Origin of the sequence: Streptosporangium sp. NPDC050855 (assembly GCF_044456585.1) — a bacterium.
GTDB classification, from domain to species: domain Bacteria; phylum Actinomycetota; class Actinomycetes; order Streptosporangiales; family Streptosporangiaceae; genus Streptosporangium; species Streptosporangium longisporum.
Genome location: NZ_JBITFY010000023.1, coordinates 81,439 through 96,173, shown reverse-complemented (window position 1 = coordinate 96,173; position 14,735 = coordinate 81,439). Strand labels below are relative to the sequence as shown.

Sequence of the window (14,735 nt, the reverse complement as noted above, 5' to 3'; positions counted from 1 at the left end):
GGAAGGACCCTGCATGCCTGAGGTGGACACCCGTCCCTTGGACACCGCGCGAAGACTGGCCGAGTCCGGCGACCTCGACGCCGCCGCCACGATCTTCGCGGAGCTGGCCGCCGACCCCGACGAGCCCGACCGCGCCCAGGCGGCGGTGGGCCTCGCGGTCGTGCTCGAGGAGCGCGGGGACGTGCCCGGCTCCCGCGCGGCCGCGCGCACCGCGCTGGCGACCGGGCACCCGGAGTTCGCCGCCCAGGCCGCCTGCCTGCTCGCCGGGAGCTTCGAACGGGAGGGCCTGACCGCCCAGGCCCGCGCCGCCTGGCAGGCCGCCCTGGGCGTCGGCCACCCCGACTACGTCCCCCCGGCGCACATGGGCCTTGCCAGGCTCGCCACCGACGCCGAGGAGGCGGAGCGCTCGCTGCGCCAGGCCCTGGCCACCGCCGACCCGGAGATCGCCTCCCACGCGGCCCAGGAGCTGGCCGAGGGGTTCCTGGAGGAGGGCGAGCCGGGCGAGGCCGCACGGGTGCTCATGGAGGCCCTCTCGGTGCCCGAGGTGATCGAGGCGGCACGGCTGAGGGTGATGCTCGGCATCGCCCACCTGGAGCTGGCGTGCGCCGAGTTCTCGGCCGCGGTCGAGGAGGGCGGCGACGACGGCGACGGTGGCGACGGTGGCGACACGGAGACCGGCGCGCTGGCCATCGAGCTGCTGGCCCGCACGCTCCCGTTGCGGGGACGGGACGAGGACGCCGAGCGGGTCTGGCGCTACGGCCTCGACAGCGCCGACGCCGATCTGGCCGGGAAGGTCAGGCTCCGGCTCGACCGGGACCTGTGAGGCGGGCCGGCGCCGATCGGCAGCGGCCGGCGCCGGTCGGCGGGGCGGGCCGGGGTGTCAGTCGCGTCCCCGCCAGCCGTTCACGGCGTGGGCGAAGTTGATCGCGACGATGCCGGCCCAGGCCAGCAGCAGCCCGGCGGTGCCCGCCTCGGCCGCCGCGACGACGGTCAGCGGGACGCCGATGCCCATCGACCCCAGCGCGATCGCGACCGACGGGTTCCTGCCCGGACGCCGCGCCTTCGACGCCTCGGCGGCGTACACCTCCGCGTGCACCCGCTGGGCGATGGTCGCGTCGAGGCGCGACACGAACGACTCGATCAGCGCAGCCTCGTACTCCGGGCCGAGATCCCGGCGAGCCTCGACGGTGGCGCGCATGTCCTGGCGGATATCGTGATGATTCTGCACGCTCCGATTGTCGCCCCCGCCCGCCCGCCTGACATCAGTCGTTAGGACGAGATCCGTGCCCGTCTCCCGGCCCCCATCCCCCGACGGTGTCCCTCCCGGGTCCCACGACGACGTCCCCGGGGCCACGTCCTCCCGGACGGTCTCCATGGAGATCACGACCCCGCACGGGCCGGCCCGGGTGGAGATCGACGAGGTGGCCGACCCGCGTTTCCTGCTCGTGCTGACCCACGGCTCGGCCGGGGGAGTGGACGCCCCCGACCTGCTGGCCGTACGGGACGCCGCGACGGCGATCGGCGCGACGGTCGCCCGGGTCCTGCAGCCGTTCCGGATGCGGGGGGCTCGCGCGCCCGGCTCGGCCGCCAGGCAGGACGAGGCGTGGCGGGCACTGGTGGCGGAGCTGCGCGGGCGCTACCCGGGGCTGGCGCTGGCGCAGGGCGGCCGGAGCAACGGGGCCAGGGTCGCCTGCCGTACGGCGGGGGCGGTCGGGGCCCGCGCGGTGGTGGCGCTGGCGTTCCCCCTGCACCCGCCGAAGAAGCCGGAGCGCTCCCGCGCCGCGGAACTGCGCGAGGCCGGGGTCGACGTGCTGGTGGTGAACGGGGACCGCGACCCGTTCGGCGTGCCCGAGGCGGCGGACGCCGCCCGCCTGGTGGTACTGCCGGGCGAGGGGCACGACCTCACGAAGGATCCCGCGGGCGTGGGAGAGCTGGTCGCCGGGTGGCTCGACGCGACGATGGGGTGACGGCGGGGTGACGGCGGGGTCCGGGGCGGGGTGACCCGTCCCTGTGACCGGATCCGGCCGTCACGTCCCCCGGGGAAGGGCCTGCCGGGGCGGGCGCGGTGCGAACCGGCTCCCTCCGGCGGCCCGGCGGGGTGACCCGATGGTCAGCCGACGCCCACCAGGGGCCGGTGCGGCTCGATGACGGCACCGTCGGGCAGGAGCTCGCCGGTGTCGTCGAACAGCACCACACCGTTGCAGAGCAGGCTCCAGCCCTGCTCGGGGTGGGCCGCCAGGGTGCGGGCGGCTTCGCGGTCCAGCGCGTCGGCGGACGGACAGGACGGCTCGTGCGGGCACATCGGCGTGCCTCCGGATCTCTCGTGTCGGCTCACCCGGGTCACATCGGGCATGGAGTGGGCATCGGACATCCGGCGGCACCGTCACCGATGGGACTCCGTTCCCACGTGTGACGGGGGACGAGCATCTGAATGTTGACATATGACCATACAGGCGCTCGTAACAGAACGAGGCCCGTACATCAAGCAGATCAAGTGTGCGATCGATCGCACCTTGGCGACATAGCCCGTTAGGACTGTTTGTGAACCGGAGGGGGCCAGTCCGTCAGGGCCGTATCACGTGATGTGACCTATAACACAGCATGCCTGATATAAGGACATTCGACCAAGGGTGACACGCCGAGCGGAGAGTAAACGATCGGTGACGGATTCCTGACACGCCGGGGAGCCCGCCGGTGGCCCGTCGTCCGGCCTCTCCCCGCGGGTCCGGGCCCGCACCGGTGCGGCCGGTGCTCCTCGTCCCGGGGCCGGATCGGCGTGGTTCGGTCCGGGCCCGCGCCGGACAGGGGGCGGCCGGGGCGGCCGGGGCGGCCGGGGCGGTCGGGAGAGGTGGCCGGGTCACGCTCATCCCCGGGCGCTCAGGCCGGCCAGCAGAGCCTCCAGCCCGTGCTCGAAGTCGGCGTCCGCGCCGGGGCTGCCGCCGCCCCGGGACGGGGGGCGCCACGGCTCGTCGTCATCGTCGGCGGGCTCGGCCCAGCCCGACTGCTGCACCTCCACCGCCACCGCCCCGAACACGTAGGCCCGCAGCGCGCGTACCGCCGCCGGGGCGTCGGCGAGACCGGCGTCGGCCAGCTGGTCGGTCTGCTCCCTGATCGCGATCGCGGCCCGGCCCCTGGGAGGCTTGGTCAGGGCCAGCGCCAGCACCCCGGGGTGCTCCCTGAGCGCGGCGCGGCTCGCCCGGCACCAGGCCCTCGCGCTCTCCTGCCAGCTCGCCGAGGGCTCGACGTGGACGGTGGTGACGTGCTCGGCCAGGGCGTCCATCAGGGCGTCCTTGCCGCGCGGCAGGTGGTGGTAGATGGCCATGGCCTCCACCTGGAGCGCGTCGCCCAGCCGCCGCATCGTCAGCCGCCGCAGCCCCTGTCCGTCGGCGATGTGCAGGGCGGCGTCGATGATGCGCTCCCGGGAGAGCGGTACGGGTGGTCGCTTGGCAGGCATGTGATCATCCTGCCACCTTCACCTTACTGCGTAAAGGACCGCGCGCCGGAGAGTCCCGCCTTCCGTCCGCGCCGGTCGGGAGGGCGGGCCGGGACGACGGGCCGAGACGACGGGCCGGGACGGTGGACCGGGACGGTGGACCGGCGCGGGACGGCGTAGGCTACGAACGGTGATCTGCCGGAGAAGGGCCCGGCGGCCGGTGAGAGAGGGTGGACGATGGCGTTTTTCCGACCGCGCGTGAGCCGGGAGGCGGAGGTTCGTCACCACGCCGACCAGGAGGTCGGGAAGGGCTTCCCCGAGCTTCTGGAGAGGGCGCGCGCCGCCGAGGCCGAACTGCGCAGGGTGCAGGCCGCCGCGGCCCCGGTCGAGGTGGTGCGGGCGGCCGGTCTGGCCTTCGACAGGGCGCTGACCGAGGCCCTGCGCGCGGCCGAGGCCAACCAGCGCGCGACGTTCGGGGTCAGGTCCTACGACGACCGGATCCGCCGCCGCAGGGCCAGGGCCACCCCCGAGGGGGCCGGGTGGACCGACGAGGTCAACCGGCTGCGCACCATGCGCGAGCAGAACCGGCTGACCGGCATTCCCCGGGTCCCGCGCCCGGTCCAGGCCTCGGCCCGCTGACCCCTTCCCCTTTCCCCGCCGTCCGGACGGCGGGACCGGGTCGTCCGATCCCTCGCCGCCCGTCACGCGCTCCGCGCCGGCGGGCGGCTTCTTCGTGCCCGGACCGCTCGGCGTCTCCTCCGGGCTTCGGGTGTCTCCCGCACCGGGCACGGGGGGGTGTGATCCGGCTCATGGCGCGGACCCTTGACATCGACGTCGATCCGGTCGATTTTAGGTAAGCCTTTCCTAACGACGGTACGACGAACCCGTGACCGCTCACCCCGGCGTCACGCCGGAAGAAGCGGGCCGCGGGCCTCACCGTGCCGCCGTGCCCTTTCGCCATGGCGTGCCCGGGGTTCCTCTCCCGGGTACGCGTCCCCCGCTCCCCGGCCCGGCCGTCCGGGAGCCCGTCGCCGGAGGTACCCGATGACCAACCCCTTCGAGGACGAGGACGCGTCCTACCTGGTGCTGGTGAACGCCGAGGGGCAGCACTCGCTGTGGCCCGCGTTCGCCGACGTCCCCGCGGGCTGGGAGGTCGCCCACGCCGAGGACTCCCGCGCCGGATGCCTGTCCTACGTCGAGAGCTCCTGGGCCGACATGCGCCCCCGGAGCCTCGTCGCCCGGATGGAGGGCTAGAGCCTCTTCCGGGACCAGGACCCAAACCGCCGAGGGGTCCCGACGATCTCGAGGGCCGGGGTCCCCGGGGGCACGGGAATCGCCGCAAGGAGGCCCCGTGCACGACGAAGGGCGCCGTCGCGGACCGTGAGGTCTCGCGGCGGCGCCCTTCGCGACGGGTCAGGCGACCCGCTGGCCGGTCAGCTCGCCCAGTCGAGCAGCGGGCGGGTGTTGCTGGGGTGACGGAGCTTGGACAGCGACTCCTTCTCCAGCTGGCGGATGCGTTCGCGCGTCAGGCCGAGGTGCTTGCCGATCTCGTCGAGGGTGTGGGGCTTGCCGTCGACGAGGCCGAAGCGCAGGGCCATGATCTTGGCCTCCCTGGGGGAGAGGTTGCCGAGCACCCCGCGGAGCTGCTCGCCAAGGAGCTGGCGGTCGACGACCTCCGACGCCTCGGGCGAGTCGACGTCCTCGATCAGGTCGCCGATGGTGGTCTCGCCGTCGTCGCCGATGGTGGCGTTGAGGCTGATCGGCTGGCGGCTGGTGCGCAGCAGCTCCTCGATCTGGTCGGGGGTCTTGTCCAGCTCGACGCCCAGCTCCTCCGGCGTGGGCTCGCGGCCCAGCCGCTGGTGCATGTCGCGCTCGACGCGCGAGAGCTTGGAGAGCATCTCCAGCACGTGCACCGGCAGCCTGATGGTGCGGGCCGAGTCGGCGAAACCGCGCTGGATGGCCTGGCGGATCCACCACATGGCATAGGTGGAGAACTTGTACCCCTTGGTGTAGTCGAACTTCTCCACCGCGCGGATCAGGCCCAGGTTGCCCTCCTGGACCACGTCGAGCAGGGCCATGCCCCGGTCGGTGTACTTCTTGGCGACCGAGACGACCAGGCGGAGGTTGGCCTCCAGCATGTGGTTCTTGGCCCGGCGGCCGTCCTCGGCGATCCACTCCAGGTCGTCGCGGGCGGAGGCGTACAGGCCGGGCTCGGCCTCCAGCTTGGCCTCGGCGTACAGGCCGGCCTCGATCCGCTTGGCCAGCTCGACCTCCTGGGCGGCGGTGAGCAGGGTGCGGCGGCCGATCGACTTCAGGTAGGTGTGCACCGAGTCGCCCATGACCGAGGACTGGTCGTCCAGGTCCAGCGCCGGCTCCGCCTCGAGCTCCTCGACGGCCTGCACGGCTTCCACGGCCTCCAGCTCGGCGGCCTCGGGCACGTTCAGCTCGTCCAGGTCGGCAGGGACGCCGTCGACGGCCTCCACGGCCTCGACTGCCTTGTCCGTACCCGCGGCGGCCTTGCCGGCCGCCTTGGTCGCGGTCCTGCTCTTGGCGGGAGACGCGGCCGGCTCGGTCGTGGCCTTCCTGGCGGGGGCGGCCTTGGCCTTGCGCTCGGCGGTCTTGCGAGGGGTCTTGGCCTTACGGCCGGAGGTCGAGGAGAGCGCGGGCTCGTTCTCGGCGGCCAGGCTGACGCCCGCCTCGGTGAGGCCGCGCAGGATCGACCTGCCCTCGGCGGGGCTGATACCGGCCTCGGCGAAGGCGTGGCGCAGCTCCGCGAGTGAGAGATGGCCCTGGACTCGCCCTCGGTCGAGGAACTGTTCGAGGGTCGACGGGGCCTCAGATGAGGTCGCCACGGCGGTTGGGGGCATGAGGACACCTCCTCCATCACGGAGTCGTCTGAATGAAACGGTCTGCTCGGTCGTGGGGTGGGGCGGTCTGGGGGCCGCTCAGCGCACCAGTATCAATAACCCCAGCGAGAAACTTTCTGTTCCCGGCTCGACCGGGAAAATGCGGGGAGCGGACCACCTTTTTCCATGACCGGCCGGGGGTCCGCCCGTGACCGGCCGCCGCGCAGGCCCGCGTCCGGCGAGGTCTCCGGCGTGCGGGCCCGGGGCGGGGACGTGCGGGGGAGAACGGACGCGGAAGCCTATTCGGCGACCTCGAGCGGGCCCTCGACGATCGGCATCGGGAAGGGCTCGGCCTCCTCCATCCGGTCCTCGGTCCAGTAGCCGACGATCTTCTCGGGGTCGGGGTTGATCTCCCTGGAGACCACGTGGTCCTCCGCGGGCGGGACCGGCGCGGTGGGCGAGGGCTCCTGGGAGGGGCGGGGGTCGCCGGACGGGAGGGGGCCGTGCGGGGCGACCGGCGTCGGTTCGCTCGAGGGCGTGCTCGCCGGTTCGGCCGTCCGGCCGATCCCGCCCGACGCGGCGGCCGCCGTGACGGAGATGCCGCCGGCGAGGACCAGGCCCACGACTCCGGCCGAGACCCATGTCCTGTGCGTGACGTTCATCGGCTGGTCCTTCCTGCTTCGGCTGTCCCTTGGACGTGTGACCCTACCCCCACGGTTCCCGATCATGACCATGACGGAGGGCCTCCAGATCGGGCTTGCCGTTGGCCAGAAGCGGTATACCGGGCACGACGACCAGCTCGGCGGGGGCGGCGTAGGCGGGCAGCCGCTCCTTGACGAAGGCGCGGATCTCGGCCAGGGAGGGAGGGTCCGCAGCGACCACGACGGCCGTCACCCGCTGCCCCCACTCGGGGTCGGGGCGGCCGACCACCACGGCCTCGGCGACCGCGGGGTGGGCGGCCACCGCCTCGGCCACCACCGCGGCGACCACCTTCTCGCCCCCGGTGTTGATCACGTCGTCGGCCCGTCCCAGCACGCGCAGCCGCCCGCCCTCCACGACCCCCAGGTCCGAGGTGAGGAACAGGTCGCCGTCGCGGGCGGCCTCGGTCAGGTCGGGACGGAGGCGGTAGCCGGAGAACAGCACGGGCCCGCCCAGCCGGATCCGGCCGTCGCCGCCGACGCGCAGATCCACCCCGTCCAGGGGCTCGCCGTCGTAGACGCACCCGCCGCAGGTCTCGCTCATGCCGTACGTGGTGACCACCCGGGCCCCTGCCGCGCGGGCCTCGGCGAGCAGGTCCGGCGGTGCGGCGGCCCCGCCGAGCAGGACGGTCGCGAACCTCGACAGGTCCGGCGGGCCGGACGGGCCCGCGCCGAGCAGCCGGCGCAGCTGGGTGGGCACCAGCGAGACGTGGTCGGCCCCGGAGTCGAGCACCGCCTCGGCGGAGAAGCCCTCGTGCACGATCGGCTCGCTCCCGGCCAGCAGCGACCTGACCAGGACCTGGAGGCCGGACACGTGGGAGGGCGGCAGGCAGCACAGCCACCGCTCGCCGGGCCGGGCGCCCAGGCGGCGCAGCGAGGCCGACGCGGAGGCGCGCAGGGCCGCGGCGGAGAGCTGCACGCCCTTGGGGGCGCCGGTCGAGCCGCTGGTGGCGATGACCACCGCCACCCCGGCGGGGACGCCGATCCCGTCCGCCCGGCGTACCCCGTCGAGGTGGGTGGGGCGCAGCGCCTCCAGTGCCGCCCGCAGCGCGGGGGCCGGAAGGGTGGGCGGCAGGGGCAGGACGGCGGGGCCGTCGCCGTCCAGGGCCGCGCGGACGGCCCGCAGCAGCTCCGGTCCGGGCGCCGAGACCACGGCGTGCAGCTCCCGTGGCACGGAAAGCCACTCCTCGTGCACAGGAACGGTCATCACGGTCGTAAGGTTAGTGCCGGAAGCCGGACGACGGCCGGGGACGGTCCCGGCGCAGCGGAGAGGGTGAAGCGATCGTGGGCACGGAGCGGGTCGGGCCGGGCGCGGACGAGCGGGCGGGGACGCCCCTCGGGGAGAGCGTCACGGTCGACTGGAAGAGGTCCGGCGAGTACGAGGACATCGTCTACGAGACCGCCGAGGGCATCGCCAAGATCACGATCAACCGTCCGGAGCGGCACAACGCGTTCCGCCCGACGACGCTCTTCGAGCTCAAGGACGCCTTCAACGTCGCCCAGGAGGACGCCGAGGTCGGTGTGATCATCTTCACCGGCGCGGGCGAGCGGGCCTTCTGCTCCGGCGGCGACCAGAAGATCCGCGGCGATGACGGCTACGTCGACAAGTCCACCCCGCACGTCGGCCGCCTCAACGTGCTCGACCTGCAGGTGCAGATCCGCCGCTGTCCCAAGCCGATCATCGCGATGATCGCCGGCTACGCCATCGGCGGCGGCCACGTGCTGCACGTCTGCTGCGACCTGTCCATCGCCGCCGACAACGCGGTCTTCGGCCAGACCGGCCCCAAGGTCGGCTCCTTCGACGGCGGCTACGGCTCCTGGCTGCTGGCCGAGACGGTCGGCCTCAAGCGGGCCCGCGAGATCTGGTACCTGTGCCGCCAGTACGACGCGAAGACCGCCCTGGACTGGGGCCTGGTCAACGCCGTCGTGCCGCTGGCCGAGCTGGAGGCCGAGACGGTCAGATGGGCCCGCGAGCTGCTGGAGAAGTCGCCGCTGGCGCTGCGCATGCTCAAGGGCGCGCTGAACGCGGTGACCGACGGTGCCGCCGGGATGCAGCAGTTCGCCGGGGACGCCACCCTGCTCTACTACATGAGCGAGGAGGCGCAGGAGGGCCGCGACGCGTTCAAGGAGAAGCGCGCCCCCGACTTCGGCAGGTTCCCGCGCCGTCCGTAGCGGTCACGGGCATCCGGGAGGGCGCGCTCCTGCGGCGCGCCGTCCCGGGTGGACGAGACCGGCCCGGCGCGCCCTTCGGATGCGACTCGCCCCGGACGGGGGTTAAGGAGGCGGTGCGGTGAATCCCGCGACCGCGCTCGCGGCCGTGCTGGTCGACGAGCTGGCCCGCTGCGGTCTCACCGACGTGGTGCTCGCCCCCGGATCGCGCTCGACGCCGCTGGCCCTGGCCGTGCACGCCGACAGCCGCATCCGGCTGCACGTGCGGGTGGACGAGCGCTCGGCGTCCTTCCTGGCGGTCGGCCTGGCCCGCCGCGGTGGCCGCCCGGTCGCCCTGATCTGCACCTCCGGCACGGCCGCCGCCAACTTCCACCCGGCCGTCGTCGAGGCGCACGAGTCGGGGGTGCCGCTGCTGGTGCTCACCGCCGACCGCCCGCCCGAGCTTCGCGACACCGGTGCCAGCCAGACCGTCGACCAGGTCAAGATGTACGGCACGGCCGTGCGCTGGTTCAGCGAGATCGGCGTGCCCGAGGAACGCCCCGGCCAGGTCGCCTACTGGCGGTCGCTGGCCTGCCGGGCCTACCAGCGCGCGCTGGGCCCCTACGACCCCGGCCCGGTCCACCTCAACGTGGCCTTCCGCGAGCCGCTGATCCCCGACGGCGACGAGTCCTGGTGCGAGTCCCTGGAGGGCGACGCCCAGGGCCCGTGGGTCCGCGCCCGGGTGGCCTCGCCGCCGGTGGCGCTGCACCTGCCGCCGACCCGGCGGGGCGTGCTGGTCGTCGGCGACGGCGCGACCGGGACGCGCCGGTACGTGGCGGCCGCGGGCATGGCCGGGTGGCCGGTCCTGTCGGAGCCCAGCGGCGGCGCCCGCTACGGCGACCACGCCGTGTCGGCCTACCACTTCCTGCTCGGCACGCCGGAGTTCGCCGACGCCCACCGCCCGGACGTGGTGGTGACCCTGGGCCGCCCGAGCCTGTCGCGGCCCCTGCTGAACTGGCTCAAGCACGCCGGCGAGCACATCGTGGTCGCCGCCGACCTGACCCGCTGGCCCGACCCGACCCGCTCGGCCACCCAGGTCGCCCAGGTGGTGGAGATCCCGGTCGCCGCGGGCGACGACGCCTGGCTGCACTCCTGGCGGCGCGCCGAGTCGGCCGCCAGGGGCGCGATCGACGAGGTGATGGACGCCTCCGGGCTGAGCGAGCCGCGCCTGGCCCGGGACCTGGCCGAGACGCTGCCCAACGGGTCGCTGCTGTTCTCCGGCTCGTCCATGCCGATCCGCGACCTGGACCAGGCGATGCGGCCCCGCAGGGGGCTGCGGATCATGGCGAACCGGGGGGCGGCGGGGATCGACGGTGTGGTGTCGTCCGCGATGGGCGCCGCGCTGGCCCACACCGGGCCCTCCTACGCCCTGATGGGCGACCTGACCTTCCTGCACGACCAGAACGGCCTGCTGCTGGGCCCCCGCGAGCCGCGCCCCGACCTGTGCCTGGTGGTGGTGAACAACGACGGCGGCGGGATCTTCTCGCTGCTGCCCCAGGTCGCGCTGCGCGAACCCTTCGAGCGGCTCTTCGGCACCGCGCACGGGGTGGACCTGGGCCACGTGGCCGCGGCCACCGGCACGCCGTACACGTTCGTGGACGAGCCCGGGCGGCTGGAGCGGGCGTTGCGCGGGGAGGGGCCGCGGCTGGTCGAGGTGCGGACCGACCGGGAGTCCAACGCGATGCTGCACGTCGCGATGCGCGACGCGGCCCAGGCGGCCGTCCGCGCCACCCTGTCCTGAACGTCCTGACTGTCCTGAACGTCCTGAACGTCCCCGCCGGGTCCGGTACGGGACGGCGAGGACGCGGGGGACGCGGGGACGCGGGGGGCGGGGTCACCGCTCAGGTGACGTCGCGGCGGAGCGTCAGGGCGCGGGCGGCGAGCACGAGCACCGCGACGTAGCCGGCGAACAGCAGCCCGCCCGCCCAGACGGGCAGGAGCTCGGCGCCCTGCAGGGGCATGCCGCTCAGCGCGCGGGCCGCCCCGGTCGGCAGCCACCTGCCCAGGGCGGGAAGGAGGCTGATGAGCACGTAGTCGGCGTACATGAACCACATCAGCGCCACCGCCACCGCCGCGACCTGGTTGCGGATCAGCGCGCCCAGCGCCACCCCGAACGTCCCGTACAGGGTGACGGCCAGCATCGAGCCGAGCAGGATCGCGGGCGCCCGGGAAGACCACACCTGCTGGTCGGCCGCCCCGAGCATGAGCAGGCCCGCTCCCAGCGTGACCAGCGCGGACAGGGCGCCGATCAGCAGCCCGACGATCCCGTACACGACCAGCTTGGCGCCCACCACCCGGCCGCGCCGGGGGCTGACCAGGAACTGCCAGGTGATCGTACGGTGGCGGTTCTCCCCGGCCATGCCGAGGACGCCGAGCAGCAGGGCGAAGACGTAGGCCTGCTGGGCCATGCTGTACACGGACTCGGCCCGACGGCCGGCCGGCGCGCCCTCCGCCCCGGGCAGGGCCACCATCAGCGCCGCCCAGGCCACGCACATCACGGGCGCGAGGGCGGCCAGGATCCAGGTGACGCGGCTCGCGCGCACCTTGAGCAGCTCGGCGCGGATCAGGCGGTTCATCGCGTCACCTCCAGGTAGAGCTCCTCCAGGTCGGTCCGGGAGGTGAGCGGGCCCTGCCAGGCGAGCCGGCCGTTCCCGATGATGATCGCCTGATCGGCGATCTGCCCGATCTCGGCGAGGACGTGGGTGGAGACCAGGACCGTGCGGCCCCGGTGGACGCAGGCCTGCAGGAAGCCCCGCAGCCAGCGCATGCCGGCCGGGTCCAGGCCGTTCGCGGGCTCGTCGAGGATGAGGATCTCCGGATCGCCGAGCATGGCGGAGGCCAGGGCGAGCCGCTGGCGCATGCCCAGCGAGAACCCCTTGGTCCTGCGGTCGGCCGCGTCGGTGAGGTCGACCTGCTCCAGCACGTGCGCCACGCGCCCGGCCTCCAGGCCCGCGGCGATCCGGAGCGCCTCCAGGTGGGTGCGGGCGCTGAGCCCGGGATGGAAGGCCGTCGCCTCCAGGACGGCCCCGACCGTCGAGACGGGGCGCTCCAGGTCGCGGTAGGCCATGCCGCCGATCACGGCGGTGCCGTCGGTGGGGGTGACCAGGCCGAGGATCATGCGGAGAGTGGTGGTCTTGCCCGCTCCGTTGGGGCCGAGGAAGGCCGTGAGCGTTCCCCGCTCCACCGTGAACGACAGGTCGTCCACGGCGCGGACCGCGCCGAACGACTTGCCGAGCTGGGTGACACTGATCGCTGACATACCTCGACGATGGCCCTCAGGAGGGTGGGAGCACACGGTCCCGGGGGTGGACCGCGCGATGTCCACCCGGGGGAGGCGGCCGGGGGGCCCGGGGTGGAGACGATCTCCACCCCGGGGCCGATGGCCGCCCGGGGGAGGCCGCGGGTAGCTTGTCGTTCGTGACCCTTCTCCGTCGCCCCGCGGTGCGCCGGTTCCTTGTCGTCCTGCTGGGGGCGTACCTGCTGTACGGCCCGGTCATGGTCGCGGTCCAGGTCGGCCTGCCGTGGGCACCGCCGGTCCTCGTGCTCGGCGCGGTCGCCACCGGCTGTTTCCTGTGGGCGCTCCGGGACGACGACCCGCGGCGCGCCGCCCTGCTGCTGGCGGTCCCGCTCGCCGCGGGCCTCGCCCTGAACGCGATCGAGCACTACACCGGCCTGGGACTGCTCTACCCCCTGCTGTTCGCCGCACCGGTCAGGGCCCGCACGGGACCCGCGGTGCTGCTGGTGGTCGTCGCGGTCGCCGGTACGGCCGCCCTGGGCCTGCTGTCGGGCCTGCAGGGCTGGGAGGTGATGGGCAACGTCTTCGGGATGGCCTACGCGGCCGTCATCATGTTCCTCGTACGGCACATGAGGGTGATCCGCAGGCAGGGCGCGGCGCTGGCCGAGGCGCGGGCGGGGGAGGCGGTGCTGGCCGACCGGGCACGGCTGGCCAGGGAGGTCCACGACATCCTGGCGCACTCGCAGTCGGCGCAGATCGTCCACCTGGAAGGGGCTCGGCTGCTGCTGGAGCGGGGCGAGGACCCCGCCGCGGCCCTCGACCGCGTCAACCGGGCCGTGCGGCTGGCCCGGGCCGGGCTGGAGGAGACCCGCCGGGCGCTCGACGCGCTGCGCGGGCAGGAACTGCCGCTGGCCGAGCGGCTGGAACGGCTGGCCGTGGAGTTCCGGTCGGCGACCGGGGCGCCCTGCGCGGTCTCGGTCACCGGCGACCTCGGCTCGCTGACGGCCGGGGCCCGGCTGGCGGTGGCCAGGACCGCCCAGGAGGCGCTGACGAACGTGCGCAGGCACGCGCCGGGCGCCGCGGTCTCGGTGGCGCTGCGCCGTACCGGCGACTGGTGCGAGCTGCGGGTGTGCGACACGGGAGGTGCGCCGGACCGGCCGGTGCCCTCGGAGGGAGGGTACGGGCTGGTGGGGATGCGTGAGCGGGCCGAGCTGATCGGCGGGTCGCTGGCCGCCCGGCCGGGCGCGGAGGGCTTCGAGGTCCTCCTGCGGGTTCCGGCGTGAGCCGCCCGTGGCGCGGTGCCGCCGTGGGGGCGGGCACCGCGCCGCGGACGGTCCACGCCGGCGGGCCCGGCCTCCTCGGAGCCCCTGGAGCCCCTGGAGCCCCTGGAGTTCACGGAATGCACGGGGCCTTCGACGGGTCCGGTGTTCTTGTCGCCCTCGGGGCGCCCGGTGTCCCGCAAGGGCCGGAAACCTTCGGAGAGCGCCGTGCCTCCCGGCCGTTCACCGGTCCGTGCGGGGGCCCGGGGGCGTTCGACGTGGCGGGGGTGCCGGGGTGAGCGTGCGGGTGCTGGTGGCCGACGACCAGACGGTGGTGCGCGAGGGGCTGGTGCTGCTGCTCGGGCTGCTGCCGGGCATCGAGGTCGCCGGGGCGGCCGCGGACGGGCGCGAGGCGGTCCTGCTGGCCGGGTCCCTCAGGCCCGACGTGGTCCTGATGGACCTGCGCATGCCCCGCATGGACGGGGTGGAGGCGACCCGCAGGATCAGGGCGGAGCATCCCGAGATCCACGTGGTGGTCCTGACCACCTACTCCGACGACGAGTCGGTCTTCGCCGCCCTGGCCGCCGGGGCGCGCGGGTACCTGACCAAGGACGCCGACGCCGAGGCGCTGGCTTCGGCGATCACCACCGTGATGCGGGGGGACGCCCAGTTCGACCCGGCCATCCAGCGCCGGCTGGCCGAGGCGGTGGCCGGGAACCGCCGGGCACCGGACCTGCCCGACGGGCTCACCCGCCGCGAGGCGGAGGTGCTGCGGCTGATAGCGGAGGGCCGCTCGAACGCGGAGATCGCCGGGACGCTGTTCATCTCCGAGGCGACCGTCAAGACGCACATCAACAACCTCTTCGCCAAGGCGGGCCTGCGCGACCGGGCCCAGGCGGTGACGTACGCCTTCCGGCACGGCCTGGTACCCGACTGAGCCTCGGGCGCCCGGAGCGTGAGGGCCCCGGAGGCGGCGTCCGGTCACCGGACCCGGGCGGAAGAGCGGAAGAGCGGAAGAGCGGAAGAGCGGAAGAGCGGAAGAACCGTCAGGTCCGG

Annotated in this window: 16 protein-coding genes; 8 read left to right on the top strand and 8 right to left on the bottom strand. The window is 74.3% G+C overall.

The features are described from left to right. Positions 1–13 precede the first annotated feature (13 nt). The gene (locus tag ACIBCT_RS34410) at positions 14–823 is read left to right on the top strand and encodes a tetratricopeptide repeat protein (RefSeq protein WP_399195895.1); all 810 of its coding nucleotides are present in this window, start codon (positions 14–16) and stop codon (positions 821–823) included. Between the two features lie 57 nt (positions 824–880). Here the strand turns inward: ACIBCT_RS34410 and ACIBCT_RS34405 are convergent, their stop codons facing one another. Then, entirely contained in the window at positions 881–1,228 is a 348-nt protein-coding gene (locus ACIBCT_RS34405; protein ID WP_399195893.1) for a hypothetical protein, read from the bottom strand. 145 nt (positions 1,229–1,373) lie between these two features. Between ACIBCT_RS34405 and ACIBCT_RS34400 the strand changes: the two genes are divergently transcribed. Then, complete coding sequence (locus tag ACIBCT_RS34400; protein ID WP_399195891.1) at positions 1,374–1,967, top strand: alpha/beta family hydrolase; 594 nt, start codon at positions 1,374–1,376, stop codon at positions 1,965–1,967. Between the two features lie 143 nt (positions 1,968–2,110). Here ACIBCT_RS34400 and ACIBCT_RS34395 read toward each other — a convergent pair whose 3' ends face one another. Further along, a complete protein-coding gene (locus ACIBCT_RS34395) occupies positions 2,111–2,302 on the bottom strand; it encodes a DUF5999 family protein (protein ID WP_344908614.1) in 192 nt (63 codons plus the stop codon). Positions 2,303–2,863: 561 nt separating this feature from the next. After that, a complete protein-coding gene (locus ACIBCT_RS34390; protein WP_399195889.1) occupies positions 2,864–3,454 on the bottom strand; it encodes a TetR/AcrR family transcriptional regulator C-terminal domain-containing protein in 591 nt (196 codons plus the stop codon). A gap of 216 nt (positions 3,455–3,670) precedes the next feature. Between ACIBCT_RS34390 and ACIBCT_RS34385 the strand changes: the two genes are divergently transcribed. After that, a complete protein-coding gene (locus ACIBCT_RS34385; RefSeq protein WP_399195886.1) occupies positions 3,671–4,072 on the top strand; it encodes a hypothetical protein in 402 nt (133 codons plus the stop codon). 405 nt (positions 4,073–4,477) lie between these two features. Continuing rightward, complete coding sequence (locus ACIBCT_RS34380; protein ID WP_399195884.1) at positions 4,478–4,687, top strand: MbtH family protein; 210 nt, start codon at positions 4,478–4,480, stop codon at positions 4,685–4,687. 179 nt (positions 4,688–4,866) lie between these two features. On the opposite strand, the gene ACIBCT_RS34375 is transcribed toward ACIBCT_RS34380, so the two are convergent. The 3 genes from ACIBCT_RS34375 to ACIBCT_RS34365 form a co-directional block, all read right to left on the bottom strand. Further along, on the bottom strand, positions 4,867–6,300 hold the full coding sequence (locus ACIBCT_RS34375; protein ID WP_399195882.1) for an RNA polymerase sigma factor: 1,434 nt from the start codon (positions 6,298–6,300) through the stop codon (positions 4,867–4,869). Between the two features lie 278 nt (positions 6,301–6,578). Then, entirely contained in the window at positions 6,579–6,941 is a 363-nt protein-coding gene (locus ACIBCT_RS34370) for a hypothetical protein (RefSeq protein ID WP_399195879.1), read from the bottom strand. Positions 6,942–6,984: 43 nt separating this feature from the next. Beyond that, complete coding sequence (locus tag ACIBCT_RS34365; protein ID WP_399195947.1) at positions 6,985–8,184, bottom strand: AMP-binding protein; 1,200 nt, start codon at positions 8,182–8,184, stop codon at positions 6,985–6,987. Positions 8,185–8,261: 77 nt separating this feature from the next. Here ACIBCT_RS34365 and menB point away from each other — a divergent pair, with 77 nt between their 5' ends. Both menB and menD read left to right on the top strand, forming a co-directional pair. After that, positions 8,262–9,149 (top strand): 1,4-dihydroxy-2-naphthoyl-CoA synthase, encoded by an 888-nt coding sequence (gene menB / locus ACIBCT_RS34360; RefSeq protein ID WP_399195877.1) that lies wholly within the window; start codon positions 8,262–8,264, stop codon positions 9,147–9,149. Positions 9,150–9,267: 118 nt separating this feature from the next. Beyond that, positions 9,268–10,926: a 2-succinyl-5-enolpyruvyl-6-hydroxy-3-cyclohexene-1-carboxylic-acid synthase gene (menD, locus tag ACIBCT_RS34355; RefSeq protein ID WP_399195875.1), complete on the top strand. Its 1,659-nt coding sequence runs from the start codon at positions 9,268–9,270 to the stop codon at positions 10,924–10,926. A gap of 100 nt (positions 10,927–11,026) precedes the next feature. Here the strand turns inward: menD and ACIBCT_RS34350 are convergent, their stop codons facing one another. Together ACIBCT_RS34350 and ACIBCT_RS34345 are read right to left on the bottom strand one after the other, a co-directional pair. Continuing rightward, complete coding sequence (locus ACIBCT_RS34350) at positions 11,027–11,761, bottom strand: ABC transporter permease (RefSeq protein WP_399195873.1); 735 nt, start codon at positions 11,759–11,761, stop codon at positions 11,027–11,029. Continuing rightward, positions 11,758–12,444, bottom strand: a complete 687-nt coding sequence (locus ACIBCT_RS34345; protein ID WP_399195871.1) for an ABC transporter ATP-binding protein — start codon at positions 12,442–12,444, stop codon at positions 11,758–11,760. Before ACIBCT_RS34345 ends, ACIBCT_RS34350 begins: the two co-directional genes overlap by 4 nt. A 158-nt stretch (positions 12,445–12,602) precedes the next feature. Here ACIBCT_RS34345 and ACIBCT_RS34340 point away from each other — a divergent pair, with 158 nt between their 5' ends. Both ACIBCT_RS34340 and ACIBCT_RS34335 read left to right on the top strand, forming a co-directional pair. After that, the gene (locus ACIBCT_RS34340) at positions 12,603–13,703 is read left to right on the top strand and encodes a sensor histidine kinase (protein WP_399195869.1); all 1,101 of its coding nucleotides are present in this window, start codon (positions 12,603–12,605) and stop codon (positions 13,701–13,703) included. A 271-nt stretch (positions 13,704–13,974) separates the two neighbouring features. Further along, on the top strand, positions 13,975–14,616 hold the full coding sequence (locus ACIBCT_RS34335; RefSeq protein WP_399195867.1) for a response regulator: 642 nt from the start codon (positions 13,975–13,977) through the stop codon (positions 14,614–14,616). Positions 14,617–14,735: the final 119 nt, after the last annotated feature.

Excerpts from the sequence above, each read along its gene's own strand:
- ACIBCT_RS34400 (WP_399195891.1), top strand. The coding sequence starts at position 1,374 with ATGGAGATCACGACCCCGCACGGGCCGGCCCGGGTGGAGATCGACGAG.
- ACIBCT_RS34385 (WP_399195886.1), top strand. The coding sequence starts at position 3,671 with ATGGCGTTTTTCCGACCGCGCGTGAGCCGGGAGGCGGAGGTTCGTCAC.
- ACIBCT_RS34395 (WP_344908614.1), bottom strand. The coding sequence starts at position 2,302 with ATGTGCCCGCACGAGCCGTCCTGTCCGTCCGCCGACGCGCTGGACCGC.
- ACIBCT_RS34345 (WP_399195871.1), bottom strand. The coding sequence starts at position 12,444 with ATGTCAGCGATCAGTGTCACCCAGCTCGGCAAGTCGTTCGGCGCGGTC.
- ACIBCT_RS34375 (WP_399195882.1), bottom strand. The coding sequence starts at position 6,300 with ATGCCCCCAACCGCCGTGGCGACCTCATCTGAGGCCCCGTCGACCCTC.
- ACIBCT_RS34380 (WP_399195884.1), top strand. The coding sequence starts at position 4,478 with ATGACCAACCCCTTCGAGGACGAGGACGCGTCCTACCTGGTGCTGGTG.
- ACIBCT_RS34370 (WP_399195879.1), bottom strand. The coding sequence starts at position 6,941 with ATGAACGTCACGCACAGGACATGGGTCTCGGCCGGAGTCGTGGGCCTG.
- ACIBCT_RS34350 (WP_399195873.1), bottom strand. The coding sequence starts at position 11,761 with ATGAACCGCCTGATCCGCGCCGAGCTGCTCAAGGTGCGCGCGAGCCGC.
- ACIBCT_RS34390 (WP_399195889.1), bottom strand. The coding sequence starts at position 3,454 with ATGCCTGCCAAGCGACCACCCGTACCGCTCTCCCGGGAGCGCATCATC.
- ACIBCT_RS34410 (WP_399195895.1), top strand. The coding sequence starts at position 14 with ATGCCTGAGGTGGACACCCGTCCCTTGGACACCGCGCGAAGACTGGCC.
- ACIBCT_RS34365 (WP_399195947.1), bottom strand. The coding sequence starts at position 8,184 with ATGACCGTTCCTGTGCACGAGGAGTGGCTTTCCGTGCCACGGGAGCTG.